We start from the raw sequence: 13,019 nt of genomic DNA, 5'->3' as shown, positions 1-13,019 counted from the left end.
TATGTCAATAACACGTTCTGCCCTTAAATCCAGATTCAATCCCAGTAACAATACTGTACCTACAGGTGCTGATTATTATTCGCTGATTTCTAGTGTTTTAAACTTAGCTGAAGATAAGTTTTACGGAGTTTGGCGATCTACTGCGGTTTATTATGCTGAGGCCATTGTAATCCATAATAAAGCTTTTTACCAATTGAATGCCAAGGCAACTATACCTTTTTGTTCCAATACAAACCCAAAAGATGATCAGGCTAATTGGAATGAATTTCAGGAAACTGCAAAAGACGAGGATTGGATATTTTCCGATGAAAAAACAAAAATCCTGCTTTATGCCAATACAAATGTGCAAAAGGTAGGCATTGGTACAACCAATCCACAGGCAAGCTTGGAAGTAGCAAAAAAAGAAACAGGTACGATAAAATTACAACCTGAGCTTCCCGAGCCTGAACTAACAATTGTTAATGAAGACCCCGACTGCAAAAAGAATAACCTGGTATTGCGGGTAACTACCTCGGCTGTAGAATTGGAAACCAATTCCCCAGAAGGCTTTCAGATACAAAAAATTCTTCCTGATGAAATCAATCAAGACGCCTTAATAATCAGTGCGGATGCTACCAATACAGCCCAACCCAGAGTGGGAATTGGTACTTCAAAAGCTGAAGCTCATTTGGAAGTCAAATTGGAAAAAGCTGGCTCAATAAAGGTGGACGGTGGGGAAAACAACGGAAAGCCTTCTTTGAAAATCCAAAAAGAAGAAGGGGCATTGCTTAAAATTTCAGCAAGCCCTGAAGCTGCCGAGGTATTCACCTGGAGTGAAAAGGGGCTTTTATTCAAAGGGGACCTGAACGATGTAGAAACAACTTTTGTGTGTATTTCTCCCGAAGGAAAACTGGGTATCGCTACGGAAAACCCTAGTGCAGACCTACACATTGCTTCTGAAGATGATCGCGATGGCCACATCAAAATTGGGTTCAACAACACCCTCCCAACACTCAACCTGATCAATCATCGGGCTACAGAGTCCGCCTACAACAATGCCTTTGCTCTAGGTACCAATATGGACGAAGCCATATTAAAAACCGACAGTAAAAATGGTTTTGCTTTTAAGACCAATGCAAAAACTCCATCGACTGAAAAAACAGTTGGAGAATTGACTGAAGGGCAAACCTTGATGCAACTTCATCCCAGCGGCCTTTTAAGCGTAGGTGTAAGGTATACTGGTCCATTTTTGTTAGATGTAAATGGTTTCGACCGAAACTACGGCCATTACACCATCGCAGAAGACGCAAAAATTGATCCACAAAACTGTGCAGAAATTGGAGATGTCACCAGGAGTTTTTGTGATTTGAAACCCTTGCGATTCAAGTGGCGGGACAAGGTTTTTGGAGACGATGAAGGCAAATGGAATTTTGGCCTTAAAGCAGAAGAAGTGGAAAATCTATTTCCCGAAGTTGTTCTCGACAATGCCGTCTCCTATGAAGCACTGGTGCCTGTATTGGTCAAGGTACTACAGGAGCAAATTTCCTATATCGGCACATTGGAAGACCGCATAAAAAAGCTGGAACTCGGCCAGAAAAAACAATCCTGACCCTTTAAACCTTAAGCAAAATGCCCCTGCAGTCACAGGCTCAGTACATAACTCAAGATAGCAACGCCTTCCCGGAATGGCTTGACTTCGAGTATCTTCGTCAACGAGGACTGGAACACCTTGGTCTGCTGTCAGGTAATCTTTGGACCGACCACAACACCCATGATCCAGGCATTACCATGCTGGAAGTATTGTGCTTTGCACTTATGGATCTGGGTTATCGCAACCAATTTGATACCTCTGCTATATTTGCTCGAAAACCTGCGGACCTGCTGGCTTCACCCAAAATAGATGACAACTTTTGGACACCTGCCGAAATACTCTCAGGAAACCCACTCACCCTTAAAGATTATGCGCGCCTCTTGTTGGACATTCCCGGTGTTCGCAATGCCTGGTTGGAAAAAGCTTCGAATCAGGAAGTCAAACTGTATCGTAACAAAAATTTAAAAAATCTGGATTATGGATCTGAAGGTAAGTTTGAAAATCCAGTGAATCTTCATATTTCCGGCCTTTATAATGTATATCTTGATTTGGAGCCATTTTTGGCAGACTCCGATAGTTTTGGAAAAAGTCTTTCACCCGAAATGGTGATGGCTACTGCCCGAGAGCGTTTACATGCCCACCGAAACCTCTGTGAAGATTTTCTCAATATTTCAATTATCCCTAAAGAGAATGTTTGGTTTTGTATGGAAATTGACCTCCGACCAGAGGTTGACCCGGAAGACGTTTTCCTGAATATTTTTGATATGGTTCAACAAATGTTGACCCCTTCACCGCATTTCCACACTTTACAGGAGATGCTTGAAAAGGGGTATGACATTGATCAACTTTTTGAGGGTCGCCCCCTTGTAAAGGGTACAAACGAGCAAGTATATAGCCATGGTTTTTTGGAATCCAATGTACTGGAAACCCTTAGCGCGAAAAAAGAACTCAATTTATCCGACGTTTATCAGCTGATCATCTCTCAGTTACCTAGAAAAGGAGTACGTGGGATCCGACGGCTCACCTTTTTTAGTGATTCCATGCCCAATGGAGCAAGCTGGAATTTGACTTTGGATCAGCTTAAAAGCCCAAGGCTCCTGCTAGAGAAATGCGAAATCCTGTACAGCAAAGGGCAACTCCCCATTCGGTACGATTCTAGTGCAGCAAAAAGAAAACTCAATCAAAGATTAGCCAATTACAACAAGGTACTTCGTGATCCTTATGAACTGGGTGATTTTATTCCTCAGGGTAAACACTATGACTTTGCAGAATATACATCCATTCAGCGGGAGTTCCCGGCCGTTTACGGCATCAATGAGAACGAACTTCCAATCATTAGTGATAAACTTCCCGAAAAAGACCGCCAGGCTAAGGAGATCAGGAAACGGCAATCCTTGCAATTGAAGGCCTACCTTGCTTTTTTTGATCAGTTGTTGGCCAATTACCTTTCCCAATTGGCTAATGTGAGACAACTTTTTGCACTCAGGCCAAAAGAATTGCCCCGCAACACCTATTTCAACACCCTCGTTGAAAACATGCCCGATGCCGGATTGATCCTTAGAGGAGAGGACTATGATCAACAACAAACCGAAAGTTATTCACTTTTTCATGGCCGGGTATTTGCTCGTTTTTTCCCTTTTATTAAAACAGGTAAGCTGCGGTATGAGGATTACCTTGGTGAATTTAACACCAAACCCCTGTTGAAAAATACAGAGAATTTATTCCGTCAGGCTTTTGAACAAAATTTGATTCAGTTAGAAATTTATGATAGATGGAATGAAGAAGGGGGAGAAAACCTGCCCGAAAACAAACTTTTTTACTTCTTATTCAAGCTTGTCGGACAGGGGGCCGTACTCATCAGCGAGCTGTTTTACAAAACACGTAATGATGCAGAAAACGCTGCAAACCTGCTGCGTTACCTGGCCTTTCTTGAGGAAAGTTATAGCTACGAGGAAACCCTTGAAGGTTACATTGGCCATTTGGTATACAAACCTATTGCTTATGCTGATTATTTGAGCCGGATAACAGAGTCACCGGAAATTTTTAACCAACGGAGGGATAAATTTCTTAATCATTTGCTGGCCCGCTTCGGTGAGCAATTCACTGAGTATACTTTGTTGTCCTTTGCATTGGAAGGTGCTCAAAAAGCCATGCCCGAAATATTAGCAGACAAGGCACGTTTTTTATCCCGCTATGATGAAACTGCCCGGAATCGGGGCAAGGGTTTTGATTATACCAAGCCCAAAGTATGGGATACCGAAAATGTTTCGGGTTTTGAGCAACGGGTAGCTGGTTTTATGGGGCTTGACAATTGGAGCCGTCGTACGCTCAGCCATCTTAAACTGGTTGGAGAGCAAACAAGTTCGTACTATCAATGGAAGATTAAAGATCTCCCCATCTTTGAAAGTCATTCTCCTCAGGTTAAGGATGAAACTTTAGCCGAAGCATTCCGCACCGGAACGATTTATCGGCATGATTGCGAAGAGCAAGGGCTTTATAGTTTTACCTTAAAAACCGCAGACAATTGTACCCAGATTAGCTATCTTCCCTTTATAACGAATGCCGAAGAAAGGGAAGAAACCATCAATTATTGGCAAAAATTCTTTGAAGGGCAGATTGTAACAGCCCAAAAAACCGATCAGCGCTTCCGTTTTGTATTGAAAAACCTGGCAGATGAAATAGTGTTGAAAAGCTCAGACTGGTTTATCAATACCTCTTCAGCAATGTTGGGTTTTTATAAGGCAGTTCAACACGCCTTGAACGACAACTTTGGAGAAATAATAGATGGCCGTAGTCAGGGGCAGGAATACGACTTTTCTTTTTACCTGAAAGATGAAAATGGTGTCAAAATTGCCGAAGCTACCCGTTTTTTTGAAACTCCAGAGCTCAAAAACCAATTCAAATCATCCTTTATAGCCGATTTAAAAAACTCTTGGCCTGAGTTCTCTGTCAATTATTCTGATGGTTTCATCGAATGGGCTGTGCGTGATCAGCAAGGAGAAACTTTGTTCCAGAGCAGTAGACGCCATAAAATTGATGATCAGGCTGGTGCCTTTGAAAGGGTATGGCAAGCACTGCTTTTAAGCCGTCAGGTAAACGGTTGGCGCATTTTACCTTGCTCCGAGCAGCTGGGATACTACTTGTCACTTGGAAAAATTGATGCAAAGGCTAGGCTTTTTCTTCCTGCAGATAAACCGGAAAATTGGCTTGAAATAGCCCGTTCACCTAAACACTTTGCTTCTGAAGGGGAAGCTTCAGTTGCATTAAAACTGCTTCAGCAAGCTTTGGAAATTCCCACTTATCTGGAGCGTGCTATTCAGCCCGAAAAAAAGGCTGGTTATCGATTCCTCTGGTTTTCAAAGGAAAGTTCAGATCCATTGTTTAGAAGCAATGTGTTTTTTAATACCCGCACTGAAGCTGCAATTGCTTTTGAAGCTTTCTTGAAAGCGGCCCAGAAAATCGAAAACTATCTTCCCATGCCCAATGGGAGGGTTCGGATTCCCTTTATTTTTAAGCGCGAAATTCCGGTTGGAGACCCTAAACAAGAAGTACCAGTCTTTGATGAAGAAACTTTTGAAGCCCTTTCTTTGATTCCGTTTCCTGAAGGGAACCGAGAGGAATATTGTAAAAAGATCAGGGCCGAAATTGAAGCGGATATCGCCCAAATGAGCACTTTTTTATTCACTGAGGGTCGATATTTTACCAGTATTACCCTAAATGGGGAAGAGGATAAAACCTACCACCTACGCGGGAAAAATGATTATCAGGATGAAATTCAGGCCTATCAGGCTTTGTACATTCAGCTCCAGGAAATGAAGAAAGGAGGGCTAAGTGTGCTCGAAGGACCATCTGATAATTACCGCCTGTTGTTGTCATCAGAAGAAAGGATAATTGCTGAAGCTGATGAAGAATTTGAAAAACTCCCGGTCTGGATTTTACCGCCTTACCTTAAATCACATCCAGAAACAATTGCTGATGCTTATGGGTATCTTATTCCGTTTTGGGATTGTGCAGGCAGTTTGAATTACTTTTACAGCACTAGCGATCAGGTTTTTGAAACTGCTGAGTTGGCGATCACCGCAGGAACCGGGGTATTGCAGCAGTTCAATGACGCTCAGAATCAAGACCAAATTCTGAAAATTGAATCATCTAAAATTGTATTAATTGAGCCCTTAAATGGGAAAGAAATTGCTGAAACGAGTCCCTTTCCAAATCCTGAACAAGCAAAAAGTGCCAAAGAATCAATTAAAGGGAGCTTACCTAAACAACTAATTTTTAAAATAAATGACAATAAGGTGGCTTGTGCCCCTGAAGTGGCTCCAGGTAAAAAGAAAGTAACAGGCTCTCCTCAAAAAGATGAAAAAGTTATTCATTGTTGTGAGCCCGAAATAATCCGTGGTGAACCGGATGCCTTTTTTGGTCCAAACAATCCGAACCTGAGCTGTGCTCCTGATTTGGAGGCAGATAGTCTCATGTCCCTTTTACCCTCTTTTCAGCCTGACTACCCCAATCCCAAATCAGAAAATGATATAGCACCCCATTTTACCCGTTTCCGATTGCGTGACGAAAATTATGTAATTGCTCGTTTTTACACCACCTTTTTGGACGCTGCCTCACGGAATGCTGCCCATCTTGCCTTTTGGCAATATTGGCAATGCGCGGATAAAAAATTCCCTGATTTGCTGGCTCCTGAAATGGTACAGGAAGTGACGCCCCGCATTATGCCCAGTAAAGATAAATGTTCACCAAAACAGGTTCTTCAACCTTATTATTTTCAATTGAGCCTGGCATGCGGAGCATCTTGCTTCACTTTGCGGAGCAACGAAGTATTTAGTGATGAGGAAGAAATCAAAGCAGCATTAAGCGACCAATTACGGGTTTCCTATGTAGCATTGTTGGCTGATTGCAATGCTTTCGTCGTACAAAAAGTAGGAAATGGCCCAAAGCGTTATGAAATCCAGGTTTTCGATTACCGAAAAGTAGCATTAACCCCAAAATTCCATTTGCTAAAGCGGTACAATACTCAGCTTGAAGCAAACAAAGCAATAAAGGAAATCAACAATTGTGCAAAACGTTATCCATTTTTTATTGACAATTCAGGTAAAATAGGAGTTCGACTATACAATGTTTCCAGCGAGGAATACGAATGGATTGGGGTAAATGCTTACAGTACCATCATTGAAGCGCGCAACGCTTTTATGGAGATGCTGCGCCTTTTGGAAGTCCCGGCTAATATTTGCCGCAGGACCAGGCCTTTTGCTTTGGACCTGGGAGAGGTAATGCTCGATTCTGTCTCCTATGAATCTTTAACCGAAGGGGAGAACCCAGGTTGCTTCAAATCGGTACGGCATGAAATAAAAGTTTGGGAAATTGGGGTGGAGAATGACTTATTGAACCAGGTTTTTAAACCAGATGGAGTGGTCGTCGCTCCTGTAGACAATGCCTGTCAATATACCTATAAAGTTGTAAATGACGGCTACCACCTGGCTTTTCACCCCTACCAATACCGCAATGCCAACATACGAGCTGAAAAAAAGAAGGAACTGATGCGTTTGTATGCGTGTGGAAACACACCACAGATAAGCAAACTTATATCCAAACAGTTTAATGACAGTATAGAAGAGAGGATCATCAAAAAAAAGGATGAAGAGTACAAAGTAACCGTTACCATTCCAGGTTATTGCACCTTTACTTTTGAAGGGCAGACTTTCAATTGGCGAAGTCCCTTAACCCATGATGGCAAATCTAAATGTCAGATCTGGTTTGAACAAATGACTCCATGGGTGGAATACCCGGAATTTTACCACATCACCCCCATTGATAAAGAAAAAGATCAGTACCAACTTGAATTGCACAATGAAGATGGTATTACCGTAGCAATTGCTTACGAAAACGACTCCTCATTATTTAGTTTCGAGGAAGCCTCAAGTAAACAAAAAGAGAGCATTTTATTTTCCCATGAATACCCTGTTAAATGGGTACGCCCAACCCGAAAAGAAACAGCACCATATTTTGTTCTCAGGATTTACAGTCGATACTGGCAAGTTTCCAATCAGGCAATCGATGAGGTAACCGGGGCTTATATCTGGGAAAGTTTTAAGCATTTTAAAACTGAAGATGAAGCCTTAAAGTATAAAGACAAATGCTTTGGGCTGCTTTTTGAAACTGAGCAAATAAAATCAGGGTTCGCCTTATTGGATACTCAAGGTGAAGATTGTAATGATTTCAGCTTTGAACTGGTAGACAATAAAAGGACAATTGCCCAATATCCAGGTCGATTCCCAAGCCGGCATTCAGCAGAAGATGGCGCAAAACGGATGTTGAAACTGCTGGATTCAGAAGGTTTTCACGTCGTAGAAAACATTCTGCTTCGGCCTTTTTTGAAGCCTGAAAAGGATGAAAATGAGCTTTTGAAACTGCCACCTGAACTCACAGCTTTATGGGATATTTCAGAAGATCAAGATCTGGAGGCTTTTCGCCCATGTATTGAGAAATACCTCCCGGGAGGAGATCCCTATTCAGCCCAGGTCACGGTTGTATTGCCTTTTTGGGCAAAACGTTTCCGCAATTCCCGTTTCCGTGATTTCTTCGAAAATACCCTCCGCCGTGAGTTGCCAGCACATTGCAAACTTGCGGTGAATTGGGTGAACCCGCGAGAAATGTTTGAATTTGAATACAGATACAAGCAATGGTTGATCCAATTGGCCAATGGTAATTTTGAAGAAGGAAAATCCAAACTTATCCGAGCCATAGAGAAAATAAAAAGCACCTACACCAAGGTATTGGATGACGCTGATGCCTTCATTGACGAAATTACTTTATTGTAAACTTTCCAATCCAAGTTTCATATGAGCACCACACAACCAAACAACCTGGTCTTATTCAAAAAAGGGGCTGTACTCCGCCACGGAGAGCTCAACGATGTGGTCAGCTTTTTTGATCAGGCCCAAAAATTCTCCAACCTATATCTAGATGGTACCGGGATTGTGAGTGGATTGGAGGTAAAATTGGAAAACGGAATAGTAACAGTTTCCCCAGGTGTTGCAGTTATGCCCAATGGCCAATTGGTTCGCCTTGAAAACCCCTGCCATTTAGTTCTAAGCGAGGAAATCACTCCCGATGAAAAGATGAAGCCATACTTCAGCCATTTGAAACTTCTCAGGGTGCGGCAGGATACTGACACTGGAAACATTCAACGAATTGCTCCAGGCGATTGTGTTCTGGTCAAACTGGAAGAACAAGGAGGCTCAAATAATGCTTCAAGTTGTTTCCGGGAAAATGATGTCAATGAAAAACGTACTTATGCGCTGGTTTTTTACATTGCCACACCTAAACCCCAAGATGCTCCTGCCGCAAAACCTTGCTTTCAACATTTGTGCCTTCCTACTTTTACAGGCGAAGACATAGAGTCCCTAAGCTCAAGGGAAGTATTTTATCAAAAATTCATCCAAAAAATCGGGCAAGGTAGTGAAGAACTTTACCAAAGCATTGAGTTGTTTTCGGGATGCTTCCCAGGGCTCTTTTGCTACGAAAAACCTGAGGATTTCAGGAAAATGCTTTTGGATGATAAGGAGAACCAAATAAAAACAAGTCCCAACTATGCTTATGATTACTTGCGGACCCTGGCAAGTGCCTATAATGAGCTAATTTCCTTGCCTTACTTTCACCACAACAAACGCCGCTGGATTCCCCAAAACTATCCAAATGTAATTGGTCTGGGCCGTATTCCAGCCCACTGTTGGGGTGAAGATGATTGCCGCCACGAATGGCAGAGCGCCATAAAACCAGTGGAAGGTAAAGAAGAAGCCCAATTTTACGCTCAACGCCTTTTGGAGCTCTGCAAAGCGGAAAACCTCAATTTCCAGGCCAGTCAAAATCTTACCTATACCCCTTCTCGTTCCGATGAAGTGCCTTTAAGCTTACGTGCCATTCCCTGGTATGCAAACCATGAAAAGATTCGCAATCAATGGAATTTTCTGGCTACTCGGCGGAGCCTTCAAGGCCAAATTCCGCCAGGTGAGCACACATTCTGTTACAACGAGGGTTGTAATTTTGTACAGGTCAGCGGGCATATTGAAAAATCTGGAAGGCTAACAAGAACTTTAAATCAGGACGACCTTTATTTAAATGCAGATCGATCACTACAAACGCTTAAAAAAGAATTGAATCTTCCATTCCAGATCAAGCTCTGTAGCTTTCCAGCATCGCAGCCAGGTGGCATAATACAACTCAGGAACTATTTTTTACAGCATCCTGGACTCCAACCCATGGGCGGGGTACCCAAAGGTGGAACCTTATTGCTACTTGTAGAGCAGGGTGAGGAGGGAGTTAGAGTTTTAGGCGATTTTGCTTTGCCCTATTACGATTGGTACCAGGAACCACCCGCAGTTAACGTGGAAAAAGTAATTGCTCAATTCATCGTGGAGAGTCCAAACAATTTTGGACAGGGTGCTGAGGATGGTATTGAATGTTATGTTTTTCCATTAAAAGAGTTATTGACCAATGGACCTGGAAAAGAACTGCTCCCTTTAGAAGTCAATTTCAAAAGCACCTCTGAAAATGCTACCGAATTTCAGTGGAGCGTTGATGGTAAAGACATTAAAGTTGGTGGAAGATCCAGCGCGTTTAAACATAAATTCGATTTTAACCAGAGAAAAGCATCTTTCATCGTAAGCCTGGATGCCAGTAACAACAATCAGGCACCCGTAAGTATTTCTAAAAAAATTCAGGGTATTTATGCTGATTTTGAACTGGATAAAGATTCTCTTAGACAATGGGAAGAAGTTATTGTTTCAATAGGTGAAACCCTCAGTTTTTACAAGAATGAGAATGTAATCAAAATTAGGCTGGTTCTTTCACCTAGAGTAATAGAAACCGAGCAGGAACTTCTTCTGAGTTGGTCCAATAAATCCCTGCCTGCTGATCAATATGTGTGGAAATGGTTTAAGGCTGGTGATCTTACTCCTGAAGATGTACGGGAAACGGATAGGCGAAATTTGGATTTTACTACCTTATTGCAAAATTTTACTGGCAAGGAACAGACGTACGTCATTGAACTCAATACCATACACCAAAGCACGGGCATTGTTGACCAGAAAAACATCCTGTTGGAAATCAGTATTGACAACAGAGATCAAGCCGTCCAAACTTCAACTTCACTCGAAACCACCCTACGTACCCGCCACAACCAATACCGTAAAGCGGCTAACCTGGCTAGTGAGGCACATCCAGAATTGGTGCAAACCCGAGCTTTCATCAGCCTTATTGGCCTTTTTAACAGCAACGATGGCCCTGAAGACCTGCTCAGGTCTTTCAAAAATGCCGTTACTCAACTCAGCTTCGACAAACGTGAAGCTTCCGTTCCGACCGAAGCTTATCAAGTTTTGTTGGAAAATGCCCTGAATTTTACCCTGGACAAATTGTTTTTCTTGTTCCCAAATGGCCTGCCAGTGGCAACCAACAAAGCATTGGATACCATTTTGAAGGGACTACCAGAAAAAACCGGTTACCAACTTGATTCAACAACATTGGGTAGTTGGAACCCCAAGGCATTAAGCAGCCCGAAGCACAAAAAAGTTAGGGATGCACTCATTAAAAAATTTAAAGCCTAAAATAGCCCTTTATGAAGCACCTGATCAACAAAGTAAGCCTGATGGTGGCCGTCGACCGACGCGCTAAAGGCTATGCCTTGAATCAGGAGCTCGGGCATTGGTTCCTCAGCGACATGGTACCTGAGTTAGAAGCGCTATTTGAACAACTTATTCCAGATAACCAACTGCTGCGTATTGATCAACTGGATCTGGAACTTCCGTTGATCAGCATGAAGGATTGGCGGGAAAAATTGCGTACGGCAATTTTGGAAGCCCTGGAAACGCAAATAAACCTTCTTCTCTCGGGTAAGGGGGCAAACACCAAACTTCTTCCAAGTACCCAGGGGCACTTTGAGGCATGGCTGTATTTTCTGAGTCAGGGTAATTTACCACCCTATTATGCAGCAGCATCTGAACAGGTTCGCCTCGAAGCAGTGCTACAGGAAGTCGCTGCACGTCGTTCGGCTTTGGAGCAATTGTTAAAAACCTTGAGGAATAACCCGCAAAGTGTTGAGCGACTGGTCAAACAACACACTCCAATTTTCCTGACCCGTTTGGCCGGTGCAGTTTGTGGAAAATCCCTTGAACCCTTGTTTGAGGCATTTCAAGCGCTTGGAAATTGGATGCTAGAGCAGGATTTTCAGCGCATGGTATTCAAACATGTCCCTGGCGCTAAATCAAAAAGTGCGGCGCATTCCTCAGATTTTTCATCGCCAGTATCCGTATTGTCTTCTCAGCCACAGCCAGGAACTCCTAAGGTAGTCAGGGCTTTGACCCAAAAATTTTGGGAAGCATTTTTTCAGCAGATTGTTGAAACTGGTGGTCTTATTCATGAAGAACCTTTTTTGAAAAAAATCCTGTGGTCGCTGTTTAAAGAAATATATGGGATTGATGTTGAGTATTTTATACAAAAACTAAATACCTCAAAAGCGACGAAACACAATACCATGGTTCAAACCAGGGTTTTGGCCCTCCATAGCCGTTTTCAGGGTTTGCCAACTTTTGCCCGCCAGGTGTCGGAAGTATTTTTACCCAAACTTTCTATGGAGGCTAGCGAACAACTGGACGATAAGCTGTCCAACAATCCAGGCTTGTCTATGGAAAAAACAGTGAAAACATCTTCCCCCACAACCGAGGCTCTGGAGCCTGAAATTAGCAAACCTACATCAGCAATAAACGATCAGCCAACACAGCATTCAGAAAGTACTTCGCCATTTGATGAAAGCACGCATTTGGGAAATCCCTCAAATTCAGACACCCTTCAGCCTGATTCCCTTCATGGAGGGGCAAACACACCTGCACCGAAAGACACCCACAATTTTGAAGAACTTCCCGATGAAACACCCCAGTTCCTGCAAAACGCTGGCCTAGTGCTGCTTCATCCCTTCCTGACACACCTGTTTGAGCATTGTGCTTATCTGGAAGGGAAAGATTTCAAAAGTGATTACGCCCGTATCCAGGCCATCCAACTGCTGCATTACATCGCTACCGGCATGCGGGAGGCACCCGAATACGAATTGTACCTGCCCAAAATCCTTTGCAGCTGGGAAATGTCGAACCCGGTTGAGCGCGAATTTTTACCGGAGCCTGAGCATGTAGCGGAAGCTGAAAGCATGATGCAGGCTGCCATTCAGCATTGGGGGGCACTTGGAAAAGTGAGCAACGATAGCCTCCGCCAGGGCTTTCTGCAACGCCCGGGCAAAATCAGCCGCCGTGAAGACCATTACCTCTTGCAAGTAGAACCTCAAACCCTCGATATCCTTTTGCAAAAACTGCCCTGGGGCATGGGCATCTTCAAACTACCCTGGATGAAGAACCTGCTCCATGTAGAATGGAATGTATGAACCGTAACTAAAAAT

Annotated in this window: 4 protein-coding genes; all 4 read left to right on the top strand. The window is 43.0% G+C overall.

Features of this window, described 5'->3' with window-relative positions:
- Position 1 precedes the first annotated feature (1 nt).
- Genes ACO08K_RS04680 through ACO08K_RS04665 form a run of 4 tightly spaced genes read left to right on the top strand, consistent with a single transcriptional unit; the run spans position 2 to position 13,004 of the window.
- Positions 2 to 1,588 carry a tail fiber domain-containing protein gene (locus ACO08K_RS04680; RefSeq protein ID WP_421795240.1) on the top strand — a complete coding sequence of 529 codons (1,587 nt, stop codon included), beginning with the start codon at positions 2 to 4 and terminating at the stop codon, positions 1,586 to 1,588.
- Between the two features lie 20 nt (positions 1,589 to 1,608).
- Complete coding sequence (locus ACO08K_RS04675) at positions 1,609 to 8,397, top strand: hypothetical protein (protein WP_421795239.1); 6,789 nt, start codon at positions 1,609 to 1,611, stop codon at positions 8,395 to 8,397.
- A gap of 21 nt (positions 8,398 to 8,418) precedes the next feature.
- Positions 8,419 to 11,181 carry a hypothetical protein gene (locus tag ACO08K_RS04670; protein ID WP_421795238.1) on the top strand — a complete coding sequence of 921 codons (2,763 nt, stop codon included), beginning with the start codon at positions 8,419 to 8,421 and terminating at the stop codon, positions 11,179 to 11,181.
- Positions 11,182 to 11,192: 11 nt separating this feature from the next.
- The gene (locus tag ACO08K_RS04665) at positions 11,193 to 13,004 is read left to right on the top strand and encodes a contractile injection system tape measure protein (protein ID WP_421795237.1); all 1,812 of its coding nucleotides are present in this window, start codon (positions 11,193 to 11,195) and stop codon (positions 13,002 to 13,004) included.
- The last annotated feature ends 15 nt before the right edge of the window (positions 13,005 to 13,019 follow it).

It is taken from the genome of Haliscomenobacter sp., from assembly GCF_965225875.1.
Classification (GTDB): Bacteria; Bacteroidota; Bacteroidia; order Chitinophagales; family Saprospiraceae; genus Haliscomenobacter.
The sequence above is the reverse complement of the archived record's forward strand: the minus strand, read 5'-3'. Positions and strand labels throughout refer to the sequence as shown.

Bases quoted from the DNA above. Each gene is read 5' to 3' on its own strand.
- ACO08K_RS04680 (WP_421795240.1), top strand. From the start codon at position 2: ATGTCAATAACACGTTCTGCCCTTAAATCCAGATTCAATCCCAGTAAC.
- ACO08K_RS04675 (WP_421795239.1), top strand. From the start codon at position 1,609: ATGCCCCTGCAGTCACAGGCTCAGTACATAACTCAAGATAGCAACGCC.
- ACO08K_RS04670 (WP_421795238.1), top strand. From the start codon at position 8,419: ATGAGCACCACACAACCAAACAACCTGGTCTTATTCAAAAAAGGGGCT.
- ACO08K_RS04665 (WP_421795237.1), top strand. From the start codon at position 11,193: ATGAAGCACCTGATCAACAAAGTAAGCCTGATGGTGGCCGTCGACCGA.